This is a genomic window from bacterium SCSIO 12741 (genome assembly GCA_024398055.1).
Classification (GTDB): Bacteria; Bacteroidota; Bacteroidia; order Flavobacteriales_G; family Salibacteraceae; genus SCSIO-12741.
This window is the reverse complement of the sequence record CP073749.1, coordinates 1,319,139-1,335,332: the sequence shown is the minus strand read 5'-3', so window position 1 is coordinate 1,335,332 and position 16,194 is coordinate 1,319,139. Positions and strand designations below refer to the sequence as shown.

The 16,194-nt window shown below is 44.3% G+C and carries 15 protein-coding genes and 1 tRNA gene; 3 read left to right on the top strand and 13 right to left on the bottom strand.

Translation table 11 applies throughout. The annotated features are described in order from the left end of the window. Nucleotides 1-88 precede the first annotated feature (88 nt). The 3 genes from KFE98_05555 (at nt 89) to KFE98_05545 (ending at nt 5,817) form a co-directional block, all read left to right on the top strand. On the top strand, nt 89-3,130 hold the full coding sequence (locus tag KFE98_05555) for an ATP-binding cassette domain-containing protein (protein UTW63614.1): 3,042 nt from the start codon (nt 89-91) through the stop codon (nt 3,128-3,130). A gap of 61 nt (nt 3,131-3,191) precedes the next feature. Beyond that, the gene (locus KFE98_05550; protein ID UTW63613.1) at nt 3,192-5,678 is read left to right on the top strand and encodes a WD40 repeat domain-containing protein; all 2,487 of its coding nucleotides are present in this window, start codon (nt 3,192-3,194) and stop codon (nt 5,676-5,678) included. Between the two features lie 64 nt (nt 5,679-5,742). Then, a tRNA-Val gene (locus KFE98_05545) sits at nt 5,743-5,817 on the top strand. 307 nt (nt 5,818-6,124) lie between these two features. Here the strand turns inward: KFE98_05545 and KFE98_05540 are convergent. The 13 genes from KFE98_05540 to KFE98_05480 all read right to left on the bottom strand — a co-directional run bounded on the left by KFE98_05540 (nt 6,125) and on the right by KFE98_05480 (nt 16,105). Beyond that, nucleotides 6,125-6,685, bottom strand: coding sequence for a hypothetical protein (locus KFE98_05540; protein ID UTW63612.1), 561 nt, complete (start codon nt 6,683-6,685; stop codon nt 6,125-6,127). 5 nt (nt 6,686-6,690) lie between these two features. After that, nucleotides 6,691-7,524: an alpha/beta hydrolase gene (locus tag KFE98_05535; GenBank protein UTW63611.1), complete on the bottom strand. Its 834-nt coding sequence runs from the start codon at nt 7,522-7,524 to the stop codon at nt 6,691-6,693. Between the two features lie 169 nt (nt 7,525-7,693). Beyond that, nucleotides 7,694-8,200: a GNAT family N-acetyltransferase gene (locus tag KFE98_05530; GenBank protein ID UTW63610.1), complete on the bottom strand. Its 507-nt coding sequence runs from the start codon at nt 8,198-8,200 to the stop codon at nt 7,694-7,696. Between the two features lie 137 nt (nt 8,201-8,337). Continuing rightward, nucleotides 8,338-9,648 carry a phosphatidylserine decarboxylase gene (locus KFE98_05525; protein ID UTW63609.1) on the bottom strand — a complete coding sequence of 437 codons (1,311 nt, stop codon included), beginning with the start codon at nt 9,646-9,648 and terminating at the stop codon, nt 8,338-8,340. Between the two features lie 177 nt (nt 9,649-9,825). Next, nucleotides 9,826-11,157, bottom strand: a complete 1,332-nt coding sequence (locus KFE98_05520; GenBank protein ID UTW63608.1) for a toxin-antitoxin system YwqK family antitoxin — start codon at nt 11,155-11,157, stop codon at nt 9,826-9,828. A 102-nt stretch (nt 11,158-11,259) separates the two neighbouring features. Then, nucleotides 11,260-11,472, bottom strand: a complete 213-nt coding sequence (locus tag KFE98_05515; GenBank protein UTW63607.1) for a hypothetical protein — start codon at nt 11,470-11,472, stop codon at nt 11,260-11,262. Between the two features lie 13 nt (nt 11,473-11,485). Next, nucleotides 11,486-12,364: a hypothetical protein gene (locus KFE98_05510; protein UTW63606.1), complete on the bottom strand. Its 879-nt coding sequence runs from the start codon at nt 12,362-12,364 to the stop codon at nt 11,486-11,488. Next, nucleotides 12,364-12,714: a DUF2147 domain-containing protein gene (locus KFE98_05505; protein ID UTW63605.1), complete on the bottom strand. Its 351-nt coding sequence runs from the start codon at nt 12,712-12,714 to the stop codon at nt 12,364-12,366. The genes KFE98_05510 and KFE98_05505 overlap by 1 nt, the downstream gene beginning before the upstream one ends. 90 nt (nt 12,715-12,804) lie before the next feature. Then, complete coding sequence (locus KFE98_05500; protein ID UTW63604.1) at nt 12,805-13,386, bottom strand: Crp/Fnr family transcriptional regulator; 582 nt, start codon at nt 13,384-13,386, stop codon at nt 12,805-12,807. Nucleotides 13,387-13,480: 94 nt separating this feature from the next. Continuing rightward, nucleotides 13,481-14,221: a DUF481 domain-containing protein gene (locus KFE98_05495; protein ID UTW63603.1), complete on the bottom strand. Its 741-nt coding sequence runs from the start codon at nt 14,219-14,221 to the stop codon at nt 13,481-13,483. Between the two features lie 2 nt (nt 14,222-14,223). Beyond that, entirely contained in the window at nt 14,224-15,078 is an 855-nt protein-coding gene (locus KFE98_05490) for a pirin family protein (GenBank protein UTW63602.1), read from the bottom strand. A gap of 71 nt (nt 15,079-15,149) precedes the next feature. Further along, nucleotides 15,150-15,680, bottom strand: coding sequence for an NAD(P)H-dependent oxidoreductase (locus KFE98_05485; protein UTW63601.1), 531 nt, complete (start codon nt 15,678-15,680; stop codon nt 15,150-15,152). Then, a complete protein-coding gene (locus KFE98_05480; protein UTW63600.1) occupies nt 15,677-16,105 on the bottom strand; it encodes a MarR family transcriptional regulator in 429 nt (142 codons plus the stop codon). The genes KFE98_05485 and KFE98_05480 overlap by 4 nt, the downstream gene beginning before the upstream one ends. Between the last annotated feature and the right edge of the window lie 89 nt (nt 16,106-16,194).

Sequence of the window (16,194 nt, the reverse complement as noted above, 5' to 3'; positions counted from 1 at the left end):
TACTGATAAATATCAGGTAAACTTTTAGGGCGTTTTCTCGTAAATCATCTTTACCGATAGGAACTGGATGATTCTAAACGCCTGATGAATGAGTGAATCTTTACTCGATGCTTTGATGCAGTTGTTTGCTATTGTAGCTGAGGTAGATGGCCTCAACGACAATAGTCGCTCGACTGTAAAGTCTTTTCTCGAAGAAGAGCTTGCTGCCTCCTGGGTAGAGAAGTACCTGGCGCGTTACGACGAATACATCCAACATCACCATTTTAGAAGGACCAAGAAAGATGGCCGGATTAAGCGAACTTCCAGAAACTCGGTTAAAATCCTTCGAATTGCCAAAGAAATTAATGAGAGTTTAGTCAAAACTCAAAAACTTGTAGTGCTCATTCGCTTGATCGAGTACCTACATGTTCAAAATATTCAGACGGAGCAAAACGATGAATTTCTACAAACGATTTCGGATTCCTTTCACATCGACGAGGGAGAGTTTAAGTTGCTTTGTAAGTTCATTGGTCTCGATCAGGGAGATTGCATTGAAAGTGAGACCTTCTTAGGATTAGGTCCCATAGAACGCTGCGACCAACGGGTGTATAAAAACGATCACCTTCAGGCAGAACTTCTTTTTGTTCGTTTACAGCATTCCAAAACCATTGCTTTTCGAATGCTTGGCCAGCAAGAGTTGTTTCACAATGGTCAACTGATTCGTGAAGGCAAACTTTATTTCTTCCGTCAGGGTGACTCCATTCGTAGTCCTTTAATTACTCCGATTTACCACAGTGATATTCTTTCCCGGTATACCCACGATCACCTGGAAACACCCGTGGTGTTATCAGCCCATGAGATTAGTTATTCCTTTAGGCCCGGGCAAATTGGACTTCACCCCTTGAGTTTTTCTGCTTCCAGTGGAGAAGTGGTTGGAATTATGGGCGGAAGCGGAACCGGAAAATCTACATTGCTTAATGTGCTAAATGGGAACTATCCTCCCACAACCGGGTACATTGAAGTAAATGGCCTGGACCTGTACGAAAATCCGAAAGATCTTCAAGGTTTTGTGGGATATGTGCCTCAGGATGATTTACTCATGGAGGACTTAACCGTTTATCAAAACCTGTTTTACAATGCTCATTTGAGTTTTGGAAAAGAGAGTAATGAGGAAATCGTTCGGCGGGTAAAAGTGCTGCTTAAGTCTCTTGGGCTTTATGAGGTAAAGGATTTGAAAGTAGGCTCGCCCTTAGAAAAAACGATTAGTGGTGGCCAACGGAAGCGGTTGAACATAGCCCTTGAGTTAATTCGGGAGCCTCCGATCTTGTTTGTGGACGAACCCACTTCAGGTTTGTCTTCCCGTGATTCAGAAAACATCATGGACCTTTTGAAGGAGTTGTCTTTAAAAGGTAAACTCATATTTGTGGTCATTCACCAACCTTCTTCCGAAATCTTCAAGTTGTTTGATCGCTTGCTGATTCTTGATCGGGGTGGGTATTTGGTCTATCAGGGCAATCCATTGGATGGAGTCGCTTACTTTAAGAATCAGAGTAATCAGGTTCCTTCAGGGCATGGATATCATGGAACTGAGCAGGTGAACCCTGAACAAATATTTGATGTGCTGGAAGCACGGGTTATTGATGAATTTGGATCCTTCACCGAAGAACGTCGGAAAAGTCCTTTGGATTGGAACCGCCTCTATAAAGAGCACTTGGAGCCTTACATCAAAATCCCAAACATTCCCAAGAAGATACCGTCCATGGATTTTTCTATCCCCGGATGGGTTAAGCAGTTTCGGATCTTTACCATTCGTGACTTGTTGTCCAAGTTGTCTAACCGGCAATACTTGTTCATCAATTTGTTGGAAGCTCCGGTACTGGCGCTGATCATTGCTGGCTTTTTGCGCTACCATACCTCCCTCGGTTGGGATGGGCAGGGGTACATCTACCGGGAGAATGACAATATTTTGGCCTACCTGTTTATCTCCGTGGTGGTCGCTTTGTTTTTAGGACTTTCGGTAAGTGCTGAGGAAATCATAAAAGACCGTAAGATTCGGCGTAGAGAATCCTTTTTGAACCTGAGTAAGGGAGGGTATCTACTCTCCAAGGTGCTAATCCTGTTTGGATTGTCAGCCATACAGATTTTGACTTACGTGTGGATTGGTAATTTCTTACTTGGTATTCAGGACATGTACCTCGACTATTGGATTGTGCTTTTCTCAGCGGCGGCCTTTGCCAATGTGTTGGGACTAAATCTATCCTCTGCCTTCCGAAAAACCGTTACCGTCTACATTCTTATTCCCTTTATCATCATTCCGCAGATTCTGTTTAGCGGAGTTATCGTGAAGTATGAAAAGCTCAACCCGATGTTGGCATCACATCACTATGTGCCTTTTGTGGGGGAGATGATGGCATCACGTTGGATTTTTGAGGCCTTGGCCGTTCATCAGGTAAAGAACAACCGGTTTGAAGCTGAATATTTTAAGCTCAGAAAGAAATTATATTACGCCAACTACCGCAGAAACTATTGGATTCCTGCCATTGAATCAGCCATTTCCAGAATGGAGCAGAACAAAACCGAAACGACCGGAGCCATATGGAAACGGTCGGCTAAGCTTATCTACAATGAGATGAGCAAATTGCCCGAGAAGGAAAGGACCCATTACAAAGGAACCCTGATACATTTTCATACAGGAGATGTATCCATCGATGAACTAAATACTCTGAAAATCTTTATTCAGGTTTTGGAAGGATACTACGTTCGATTGCTCAAAAAATCCGAAAGCCGTCAAGATGCCATTACCGAAAAACTCAAATCTCGCCATGGTGGAGATGAGGGGTATCGGAAGTTTCGAGACCAATACGAAAATCAGCAGTTAGCTGAATTCATTAATAACAAAAACGATCTAAAGCGATTAGTAGAAGTCAATGATCACATCATCCGGAAAGAAAATAAACTGTACGAAGACCCACGCCATTTCAGAAGCCACTATTATGCTTCTCAAAAACTGTTCATGGGCGAATATTACCCCACCTATTACTACAATATCTCCGTTATATGGCTGGTAACCCTAATCCTCATGTTAGCTCTTTATTTCGACCTTTTACCGGGGTTGATCAGTTGGGGATCAGGACAGTGGCGCAAACGGTAAACCGAAAAGAGTACATTTGCACCTTTCCAATCTCAAGATCTTCAGGGATAACGGGCGAGGAATGAAGAAAACCAAGGGCATATGGATCGGGGTAGCTGCAGGAGTGCTGCTCCTGGCGGTGGTGTTTTATTTGTACCGTCAAGGGAAACGTTCTCAATCTCGAGAATGGTCGGCCTATGCTGAAACTGTGCTCAAACAGGACCCTACTTTAGCTTATTTGTTGGCCGAAAAAGCCTACGAAAGTGATCCCGGTTTGCAGGCGGCCAGAATGCTGTTTGAAGCTTACGATCGCGGACCCTTTTACCGGATGATTCCAGGCGGTAACCTCTGCATTGCCGGCGATGGAAAACACTTCGTGACCCGCACAGCCCGCAACGAAATAACCCTCTGGGACGAAAACTTTGAGGCCGTTGAGGTCATTGAGTTTGAACCCGCAGAATTTGGAGCCCAAATTCTGGAACTTTCACCCAATGGTGAGTACTTTGCCCTGGTGGAGGCCGATCAAATCAGCTTCCATGATTTTATGGGAAACTCCTTTGGTGCCATGGGACTCCCACCCGCCTCAGAAGGTGGCCAGCGCTTCGAAATGAACTTCGCATACAACGGAATGCGTTTCTTGTTGTCTGATCTAAAAACCCACACCGTTCGCCTATATGACTTGTCTGACGAATCGGAACAAAAAGTAGGCATCGATGGGTTTTACCTGACTCGCTTTTCCAGCCTTTCTCCCTCCGGAAAATTTGTAAAAATTGAGCTCCAGCCCGATAAAATTGCCAACGGCCGATCCGGAAATAGTCTTCGGATATTAAACAGTGATCTGGAAACCGTTTTCACCACAACGATCAACCGGGGCGATGCATTCAGTTTTGTGACCGACGATCGTGTTGTATTTTCCAATCGCCTGGCAGAATCCTCTTCGCCTTATTCCAACCGATTGGTCATGATTCACCTACCCGATCTGGAGAGCGAAGCCATTGAAGCAGGAAAAGGGCGCTACAACTTTCGAAATTTCACCGACTTTTCTCGGGCCGTGTTTCAAGTGGGATCCAAGTATTACTTGTTTCACAATTCCAAAGGCAGTTATGCGCCCTTGGGAGAGGTTCCCCAAAACTGGTTCTTTCGGGAAGGCTTGTCGGAGCAGAAGATTTTGATTTTTGAATCCGTTGATGGCCAGGAATCCGCCACCAGCGACTACAATGGTCGGTTGATCAATCGGATGCAGGGCAAGTTGTCTTTTGTAGATCAAACCTCGGGTAATCTTCTCTTGCAGCAAAAGTTTGTTACCCGCTTGTTCACCTCCAGAGGAGAGCTTATCCGCAAAATTGATGCTCCCTTCTATGAAGCCGGATTACTGGGAGGTCAATACCTGGCCGGTGAAACCCGCTCCAATGATGAAGAACGTTGGATGAATCAAGTGAAGTTGGCTTCCTTCAACTACGAGCGTGATTTACGTCTACAGCCCCTGTTTAGAAATGATTTTCATCCCATTCAACTGGACGTAGCTCGAAATGGGGAGTTGATATTGGCCACCGATGACCGCAATATGCTGCGCATCCTCAACAATAAAGGAGAACTTATTCAAGAAATTAAAGCCGGAAAGGGACCTTTCTTTTTCGCTCGGTTTTTGGACGATGGCCAGCGAATATTGACCATTACCCCGCAAAAGTTGATGACCCTGTGGGATGCTTCGGGTCAGATCCTGCTGCAAGAGTCCATCAACAGCTTAGATCGATCATTAAATAGTGCGGTTACCTATTCTGATGAGGCCCTCTTTTTCGTGTCAAGCAATGTGCCCCGTGAAATTCAGCAGTATGATTTTACCGGCCGCAAAACGGCTTCCTTGGAAGGAGCCAAACAGGATCTAAAATTGATCGATCGGGTAGGAGAGACTCTTTTTGCTACCGACGGTTCGGGGAATCTTTATCGAGGTTCCGGAGGTGAATTAGAGGAGGAAGAAACCAAAGGTCCGGTGGAATACCTGGCCGGTGGAAAAGACCGTTTGGCCTGCCTGGAGAAAACAGGAGAAGGGAAAACCATGGTGGTTTTAAGTGAATCCGGCAGTGAAGATTACTCCTTCGAAGTATCAGGCAAGTCCAACTACACCCAATTCCCGGATGAAGATCTCATTTATGTCGCCGAAGTTGATTTCATTCAAGCCGATTATTTTGTAGAAGATCGCAAAGAGCAATTGCATGTACGCTATCCTTCCTTTGGTCAGGGTTATCATCCAGATGGAGAGCCTTACAAAGCAGAGGTGGAGGATTTGGTGAACTTGGAAAAACACAAAAACGGCTACTTGGTTAGCTACCTGCAGGACGGAAGTTTTTATGCCGGGATAGTAAGTCCTGAAAAGAAACTGTGGTACCGGAAATCTACGCGAAATGCTCGCTGTTTGCCAGGTACTTGTCGCCTACTATGTTTGGATGATGATCAGTTGTTGTTCTTCCCGACAACACCGGAAGAAATCATTCGATTGGTACGTGACGAAAAGATCTTTGGAGATATCCGAAGTTTCACTCCGGAGGAAGAAGAAAAGTACGGGCTGTAATTTTTTTTAGAAGTTCTTGCAACAATAAAGAAAAGGACTATATTTGCAGCCCCATTCGGGAAACGGGCGATTAGCTCAGTTGGTTCAGAGCACCTGGTTTACACCCAGGGGGTCGGGAGTTCGAATCTCTCATCGCCCACTACAAAAGCCTCATCTGCATAGCAGGTGAGGCTTTTTCAGTTTTGAGTGCGAGAGAAGCCGAAGGCTTCATAGAGTACGAGGAACTGAAAAGAGCCAACCAAAGGTTGAACGCTTTTGTAGTGAAGGCCCTCTACCGATCACCAGCCGGAGCGAAGCGGAGGTTGGTAACCTCAAATCCTTTTAAATCCGATCTTGTCAATAGAAGATAAAGCTCGAATCTATTTTGAAAATAGAGAGGATAACTTTCGCCGTAGTTTTAAACTACGGCGAGTGTGGGGAGATACCAAAGAGTTTCCACGTGCTGTTTAGTTCCTTATCGTATTTTTAAGGGTATCATTACGCCATTCGAAAATTGTTTCGGGTATTCCTTTTTTATTGTAATGGTACTCGAATCCATTTAACAAGTTATTTTCATATTCCGTCCAGGAAATCTTTTGCCCATTTTTACCGTAGCGTATGGAAACTCCTTCTAAAGAATCACCCTTTAATTCATAATCTACGAAAGCTCTTCCCTTTTCATCAAAGACCATCCGATACTCGGCAATACCGTTCGAGTAGAATAATATTTCTCGAATGGCATTTTGCGAATCAAAAACACGCTCAATGCCCTCTTTTTTTCCATTTATGAAAACAACCTTTAACCTTAAATCTTCACCATCAAAAATCTTGAAATCTCCATGCAAAGTATCATTCCTATAGTTGATTTCAGCGTTGGGGAGATAGTATCCAAGACTATCAAGGCCGTAAAAAATATTCCAAGTCCCTTGCTTACGTCCTAAAGAATCTATTTCATTCTTAATTTGTCCAATCAGTAGTTTTCCAAGGATCAAAAAAAAGCACATTCCAAGTATTCTCTTTGTCATCATAACTATCAGTCATCTTCACTTTTATCCAAAAACCTCAAAATCAACTCAGCAATCTCCACTGTCTTTTCTTCAGCTGCAAAATGCCCAGCATCCAAAAGATGTAATTCGGCGTTCGGCAAATCGCGTAAATAAGCTTTGGCTCCGTCGGCATTAAATTTTAGATCCTTGGCGCCCCACACAATCAGGGTTTTGGGCTGTGTTTCGCGTAGCATTTTTTGCCATTCAGGGTAACGGATCAGATTGGTGTTGTAGTCCTGAAACAACTGTACTTGAATCCGGCGGTCGCTATCGGAATGGAGAAAGGCCAGATCATGCACCCAAGCATCAGGACTTTGAATGTGGTAATTGCTGGAATCCAGATCGAACCGGTATTGCTTATGGATGACGGCTTCTTCACTGGTTAGTCCGTACAGAAATTCATATTTCTCCTGAGAAGTATCGGTTTGTGCGGTACGGAAAAACGTTTGCCTTTTAGGAGTTAACCCATCCAGGTAGGCATTGGCATTTTGAACGATGAGCGCATCAACCCGCTTAGGGTTTTGCATCATCATTCGATAACCCACCGGTGCTCCAAAATCCTGCATATAGAGGATAAGATTTTGGATGTTCAGCTGGTCCAATAGTCCATTGATCTGATCGGCCAAAAGGTCGAAGGTGTAGGTAATGGAATCTGGGTTCGGATGAGCACTAAATCCGGAACCGAGGTTATCCGGAGCCACTACGTGGTAATGGGTGGCCAACATGGGAATCAGATTACGATAGGAATGAGAAGAAGAGGGGTAGCCATGCAACAACAATAGAGTCGGTTTGGATTTGTCCCCGGCCTCTCGGTAAAACATCTGATGTCCGTTTACCTGGGTATAGTGATAGGTAGTTGGAGGGGGAGAAAATAAGATTTGGCCTTGTCTTCCTTGGGTTGCTGGGTATTACATGAGCTTAGAAGAAGGAGGAGCGCTGTGAGAATGAGTAGGTGTTTCATAGATCAGTGGTGTTGTGGATGAGGTGAATTCAAGTTTCCCATTGACTCCTTTTAAGCACCATGTTTATTCGAGTCCATTCCTGGCCATTTACGTTCATTTTATCTGAGTTTTCAGGAATGATCCTAAATCCAACTTTTTCATAACAACGGATGGCTCCTTTGTTCCAGTCAAAGGTGTTTAAGTCTACCTCCTTAATAGCCGGGTTTTGAAACAGGAGCTCAACCATTTGACGAACGATTTGCTCCCCGATCTTTTGGCCTCGTAATTCCTTTTTTCCTACCACGATACGGGAGAGTCGATTGTTCCCATTTTCATGGTTGAGTTCACAATGTCCAATGGTTTCCTGGGTAGAAGTCAGAACCACTTTATAGGGCTTTTTATCCGCCATGTTGAGGTAGTTTCCTAACTGCTCATCATCCAAAGGATAGGTGAAAATGGGTCCGGCAAACTGAAACAATTCTTCGGCGCTGGAAGCCCAGGATTTGAAGGTTTCAAAGTCGGATTCGGTAAAGGGCTTGAGTTCGATCATGGTCATGTACTCCAATCTCTGGATGGAATTGGAGGGGCAATATCCGAAATTTTAGAACACTTTTCTCCATGACCTTCAACCTTCAAAAACAAAAAAGCCCCTGTGCCCGGAAGCAACAGAGACTTTTTTGAAGTGAAACGGGATTATTGGTTCTTTGTTACATCAAAATAGGCAGCTACCTGACCATATTGAAAATGAATGGGTTCGAGTGCCGGGTCATTTTTAAAGAGATAGAGATTGGGGGCTTTTTGGAACAACATAATGATATCGGAGCCGCCAAATTTAAACTTGCCAAATTCCTGACCCTTTACCACGTCGGTTCCTCCTAAGTGAGAATTCATTTCTACGCCGGATACCTGGGCCATGCCTATGGGGAGAATAGCCACCTTTCCGACGGATTCTCCACCTTCAATAATGATGAGCCCTCTTGCTTGGTTAAACTCATAACCGTCCTGAGCACTATCGGGAGCATCCCATTGGCCATCGGTAAGGTTAACGTCCAGGTAAACCTGCCCTTGAATGGCACGAATTTCCAATACTTCACCTTCAATCGGAGTATGGAAACGGTGATAATCGAAGGGGCTGAGGAAATAGTGAACGAAGGTACCGTTGTAAAAATCTTCTGCGAAAGGAGAGCCATCCAGCAATTCATTAACCGTACCAATGGAGTGGGTGTTTTTTAACGTGATTTTGGCCGGGTTGCCCTTGGAGTCGATCACGTTTCCTGTTCCATCAATGGCATAGTCCATTTTATAGGTGCAATCCGCTGGAGAGGTAATGGTGTTGTTGTCCTTTGGTGCAGCAATGGGCCGAAGGGGTGAGATTTTGGTTACTGGGGCTGCATCGTTGAATTCCCGGTAAAAGAATTGATTGAAGGTCGTCCAGTTGGGCTCATCTTTCGAGTAGAGCGGGAAGTTGTACATCGGATCCTGCTTGAAGGAATCCAGGGTTTTGGGGGTAAGGGATTCAGTGGTATCCAAAAATTCGCCCCAGGCAGAGGCAAAATCGACCAGCCATCGAGCAAAGTCAGGATAGGCCTGCATAGTAGGAAATGCACCATTTAGAGGTTGATCCACCAACCAGTAGAATTGGCAGAGCAGGTCGTATACCTTTTGGTTATAACCATTTTGCTCGTTGCTACTTTTCCAGGCATTGGGATAGTTCGGGTCATCCGATTCATCGGGAATCAACTGAACATACATGTTGAGGTAGTCCAGGTAGTTGGAGATAGTAAGGGGCCAGCCATTGCCCTCAAAAACGTCGTTGATGGCATAGTACAAATCCCGATTCAAACTTCGGTAAGCCGAAATCTGAGCGTTGGCCAAAGAGATTTCCAAATCCGCTTTCATTCCAGGATTAGAATCCAGAAGGATTGCCAGGTGTCTTACGACGGTGGCATAGTGGTTTGTGTTCAATACCGCTGCACCGTTTTCGGAGGTAGTGTTGCCGTTCATGGGAAATAAAGTTTAGTTTAAGGGTATATAATTAGTGTTCGTTTCAAGTGATTATTCAGTACTGGATGGTAGTGAAGTTAGGGCAAGTTTGAATGTTCGGAATACGTAATTCTACTCGATTTTTAAAACCGATATTTTTACTTGATTGAGCGATTGGAGTTAAACGGAGCCTTTTAGTTATTCCTTTGGGGGTTCAATGGCTTTATAATCGTCAAGGCTTTCCACTTTTTTTCCATGCTCAAAGAAGTCGATGTGAAGTGAGCCATCTTCGTCATGGGTAGTTACTTTGCCATGGGCTCTTCCCCGAACGTAAACACAATGTTGCTTTGGGCTTCCGTCTTCATAATAGACTAACCAGGGGCCTTCTTTTTTGCCGTCAAGGTAACTGCCGATAAATTGGGTTTGTCCATTTTCATACCATTCTCTTGCCTCTCCTTGAAGATCACCATTTTGGTAGTTTAGTTGTTGTTTGAGTTGCCCATTCTCATACCAATGTAAACTGGGCCCAACGAGGTTTCCACGGTGGTATTTGACAAGCTGTCTTAGCTTGCCATTTTCGTAGTAAGTCCTTCGAATGCCAGTCAGTTTATCTGAATAGTAGGTGGCTATGTCACTCAACTGTCCAGACATGAAGTATTGTTCCTGTACCGAGGAGTCGACCTTGGTATAAAAATTATACTTGATATTTCCATTCGAGTAGAACTCCTTCCAGTCAGCGCTTCGTTGATGATTTTCTACTCGTCCCTTTTGGAACAATTCTCCGTTATCATAATGCCTTTCAAACGGACCATTGATTGGAAAGTATTGATCCGGGTCCCCTTCGCCATAAACCAGAATTTGAATGATCGTACCTGCAGTATCAAAAAAGAAACAAGAATCGTTACGCTCGTAATTTTTAATCCGCCCGCTTTCATACACCTGCCCAGTCGAATAAAAATTGGTGAATTGCCCCGATTCAATCATTTTACCATTTCCTCGGTGGAGCCACTTTCCTTTTTCCGCTCCGTCCATTACCACCCACGACCAGTTCGTGTTTCTTTTTGCAGGGTAATCAAAAGATTCTCCAAGCCACTCATCCAATATCATGGGCCTGGGAGCTCCATTGAAGGTGAGGAAAGTTGGTATAAGAAGGAGAATGAATAAAAGTCCGTTCAGTTTTTCGAAGCCACTTAGGGGGAACCAATTGTTCTTTCCGATTATGAGGTAAAGGGTACTTCCCACGAGCAGGATAACTACCAAAGGGGCGTAATAATCAGAGAATGGATAATGGAGATATTTAAAACCTAAAACGGTCGCGGTCAAAGACAGGAGTAGATTGAAGTAGCCGCTAAAATCAAACTTTTTGTTTTTAATGATAGTCGCAACTCCCTGCCCAAAATACCATAGTGCCAAACCCGAATAGGCAACCAGCGTTGAAAATGCCCAGCCCGGATAGGTGGTGTATTTAAGGACCCAGGACAAGATGAGAATTCCATAAATCGGAAGTAGGATGAGAAGTCGGGTTTTCATGACCAGGTGGATAATGGTTTAGTTTATCCACCTAAAGTAGAAAATTCATGGCTACCCGTATTTTCGGGATAATGCCCTTACATGGCAGTTGAATAAGGTTTATCAGTCCATTAATTCCTCGCAGAAAAGGCCCAAGTCGCCAAGTATTTTAACGATTGCCTGAGACACGATTTCCTGACTTTCAATTCTCAGGATGTTATCACAGTCTTCCAAGTCAGTACTCCATCGCAAAACCGATTTGTAGTCGTTTAAAACGGGAGTGATTCGGCTGAGGTCATATGCTGAAATATTGGTTTTAAAAACAGAAACTATCATACTTCAAAAAGATTTAATCCAGGGAGGGTTTGATGATGAAACCCACACTTATAAAAGCAGCGGTAGTGGAGGAATTGGTAAAAGTTTGATCATTTAGATCCAACAGACGAGAATTACGTCCGGTACTGATTCCTCCGGTCAGTTCAAGTGTAATCAGTTTTCTGGGTCTAAAGTGAATAATGGGGCCCAGGTTAGCTCGAGTGTAGTGGAACTTGTTGATTTCGATATCGTGGTAGGAAATGTCCGTGATGTTAAAGTTTCCACCGTTCACAACGGCCTTAAAACCGATATCCAAATTGGGTTTGAAGCGATAGGCATACATGAATTTGATAGGCAGAATGGCATTGATACGGTGTTTTTTGCTTTTGAGGAACAAAGGGACCACCGGTACGACCAGGGGTTCACCCAGTCGGGTAGTATAGGCGAGACCACCACCCAATTTTAGATTGGGTCCAACTTCTTTTAAGGCAAAAGCCATGGTTTGAATCACGAAGTCGTCGGTGCTTAGTGAACCCTTTAGATTGGAGGCCAGCGTGGGGACAAAAGAGGCCATGATTATCCACTTTTTAGGCAACTTTTGGATTATGGAAAAGTTGTAGCTCGCTGTATGTAAATTGATTTTTCCCGCCTCAGGAAGCAAACTGTTTTGCTGATAATCCACATGAACTAACCCATAGGCAATGCCATTAATGAGAATGGTTTTCTGATTTTTCAGTCGGGTAGGGAGGTTAAAGAATCCTCCGGTCTCCTGAATCGAATATTGATCGTTGTGTGGACGTGTACTCGAACTGGGGTAATTGAAGTATCGAATGCCGGCCAATTCCAAATCCTGGCTTTGTGAAGTAAGCGACAGGATAAGGAATAACCCAATAAGAGGGAGGGTGAATTTCATCACTTACTCCGGCTCCACTCCAGCGTACGACTCAAAAAGCCGACACTCACTTCCACGATTAATTGGTTCGCTTCAGGAGTGATTTCAACGTCGTACCACGACTCCCGTTTTGGGGCGTAAATTTTCCCTTCCCAGGTGTCACCGCTTTTTTCGAGATCCTTTAGAATCAAGGTTCCCTTTTGAACATCTTCGTTATCGGTGCTTTTAATTTTTCCTTCACAATGGCTTTGAACCTGGGTTATTTCTATCACGGTATTGTTGTCACCAGTGGCCCACAGACCTTGAATGGAAGATTGAGCACTTGCCACAAAGCTGAAGAGCATCAAGGAGATTATTAGGATACTTCGCATATAATTTGTTTTGGATTTAAATTCAGAAAAGCAAAAGTAGGAGTGGTCAAATCTGAAAATCCTCAACAAATGTTGAAAAATGGAAGGTCGCTACTTTTTGTTGCGCACCCGACTTAACTGGGTAGGGGTAACTCCGATCATGGAAGCAATCAGTCGAAGTGGAAATTTTTGAATCAAGGAAGGATGATGCTCCATAATGTAGTTGTACCGGTCTGAGGCAGATCCCGTAAGAAATAGGAGTTGCTGCCGTCCGATATCGATCATTTGCTGGGTAGCGTGTTTACGAACCACCACATTGAGCGCCAAATTGGTCATTAAGAGATCCTCGAAAGGTTTAAAGTCACAAACGAGCATGGAGAGATCCTCCAGGCATTCCGCACCTGCTTCCCGGGGTGCACTGTCATTCGGATCCATTAGCCTTATGGGGTCGATGAGCAGGACATTCTTCTCCCGAATCCGAAAGGTGGTTTCTTCCCCTTGATCATCATAAATAATCGTCCGAATGGCGCCCTCGGGAATAAAGGCAATCTCCAATCCTTTGGTAAAGGGTTTTTTAAAGAACTCTCCTTTTTTAAAGGATTTAGGGCTAAATAAGTCAAGAATTTCCTCCACCTCCGAATCAAGCGGAGAAGGGACCCAGTTCCTGATGTATTCTTCCAAACGGTCTTTCATAATGCCAATACCCGGAAGCAAAATAAGAATATCTTGATTCCTAAGCGTGAATTAAAACGGTTAAAACCTGTTGAAGAAAGCCTCCCCTGATCTATCAGTTTCTAAACTGGTAACTTAGCTCAAGCAGGGTTTGTGTATTCAGCTTCTCAACGCCTTCCGCAGCAATATTGTTGTAAAAGAGCTGGTGATTGATCAAGGCGAAAAACCGACGTGTGATTTTAAACTCCAGTGAAACCTCATTTCCACCTCCCCAAAACGCGCTCTGTCGAGTGGAGTGATAGGTTGACAGTTCCCAAAGAAAGGAAAGGTTTTTGGAAATGGGAAGTCGGGCCCTGATGAGGCTTCCCAAGGCAAAAGAAGAGTGGGGCGATGAGTTACTAAATTGCAGGTTTAGGTAAGTACCCAAGGCATGGAGTTGCAAATAACTGCTGTTGTTTTTGATGAGGTTAACTCCCCCGCCAACACCATTGACAAACGAATGGTCGATTCCAAAGGATTTAGCAAATCCATTAATGCTGTGTGCCACGGGATAGAGCCTTTGAGTCGGTCGGTACTGAAAAATAGCCTTGGTCCAAAAGTCATTGATTGGGGTTATCCCTTCTACTTGCACGTAGGAATACTTGGCCATTAGTTCTACCAAAAAGGTCTTTTTATACGCCCGAATCAGAGCATTTGGCATGACGCTCCATTGGTTTAGATTTCCCTTTTGCCATTGCCCCATCATGCCTGCTCGAATTTCCCATTGGAGGCTATCCGTTTCCAGGGAATCACTTTGTTGGGCGAATAAGGGTATTGTCCCAAGGCTAATCAACAAGAAAAGAAGAACGGTTTTCATGGCTATTGAATGATTCCAAATCGTCCTAATTCGTAGTCTACCTGGGCCTGACGAATTTCTTCCTGGGTGTTCATGACAAAGGGTCCTCCAAATGCAATGGGTTCGTTCAAAGGAGCTCCGGAAAGGATGAGAAGCTGTGCCTGCTTAGACGTTGATATCCTTAACGAATCTCCTTCTTGCTCCAAGGTGGCCAATTGATGTTCTCGTAGAACCCGATTTCCTACTTCGGCCTCTCCTTCCAATACATACACCATCACGGTGTAACCATTCGGGAAGGTGCCTATTTCCAGGCTACTTTTTCCCTCCGCAATCAAATGCCCAATTTGCGTGGTGGCCTTGGTTTTTATTTTTCCTTTTAAACCATTCAAGGTGCCAGCAATTACTCGGAGTTTTGCGCCACCTTCCAGCAAAAAAGGAATCTCCTGGTTAGTCACATTGTGAATGCCAGGTTTCGAATTCTTTTCGTTGGACGGGTTGTTTACCCAAAGTTGTACGCTGTGAAATCGTCCGGTATCCGAATCAGAGGCCATATCACCACCATGAATAATTCCCGATCCGGCATTCATGCGTTGAACTGATCCAGAAGTCAAGGTTTCCTCATTGCCCAATGAATCGCGGTGATATAAGGTGCCTTCCAGCAGGAAGCTCAACGTTTCGAACCCTTTGTGTGGATGGTCGTGACCCTCTCCATTTAAGAAGTAATTGGCCCCCACTTTTTCAGGGCCAATGTGGTCGAGCATCAAAAAAGGATCCGACTCCCGAAAGGCTCGGGTGGGAAAGGCTCGCTGCCCGCGAACTCCGGGTACCAGGTTGTCGATACTGGAATATCCGTAGATAGATTTGACTTGTTTTTGCATGACTTTATTTTTTTGTTAGTACAAATAATGTATATACATCTATTTGGGTAAAAAAAGGTCAACTCGCAGGATCAAAGAGCCTGCTGAAATTGCCGAATCTTATCTTCCAGTGCGCCACGTAGTTGCTCATCCTGGATACCGTTTTTACTAAAATTACTGTGGAAAGAAGGAAGGGAGAAGTCTGCTATAATGTTGGCTCCTGCATGGGGGAATAGCGTTTTAGCCGTGGCTAACACAGAAGCTCCACCGCGACCTCCTGGAGAAGTAGAGAGCAACAGCATGGGCTTTTTTCTCCATAGCTTCATTTCAATTCGAGACACCCAATCCATGGCATTTTTGAAGGCAGCTGGAAAAGATCCGTTGTGTTCGGCAAGAGAAAGCACAATGGCATCTGCAGAATCGAGCACGTCATTTAGTCGTTGTGCATTTTCCGGAGATCCTATTTCCGCTTCCAGATCTACGCTGAATAGGGGTAGTTCATAATCGTTGAGATCCACGACTTCGGTCTCGGTGTTTTCCAGTTGATGGGCCACATAAGTCGCAAACTTCTTGTTGATGGATGTTTTGCTTGTGCTTCCACCTAGGGCTACAATCTTTTTCATGTTACGTTTTGTTTGAGTTTTATTATTAATTCAGTTAATGTTCTTGCTTCATCCGGAGTCAGGTTGTTCATCATTGGTTTATGAAATTCATCTACCTTTTTGTTTAGCTTTTTCAGTAGCGCACTGCCTTCCGGAGTTATCACAATATCCATTTTGCGCCGGTCTGTTGAACACAATGTGCGCTCCACCAAACCCTTGGCCTCCAGCTTATCAATAATGCGGGTAATGTTGCTCGACCGTTGAATCATACTTTCTAATATGCGATTTACAGAAACCGGCTTTCCCTTGGCTCCTTGTAGGATGCGGAGTACGTTGAACTGGGGCTCGTAAATTCCATATTCCTTAAGCTCCCGAGAAACCATATCGGTAATCCAGTGACCGGTTTTGATGATTTGAAACACCGCGTTATGATACTCACTTTTCATTGTAGGTAAATTATTTGTAGGTACAAATATATGAAGGATTATTAACTCCCACCCCTTTTCGCAAAAAATTAAGACTTTGCAACCGAGAA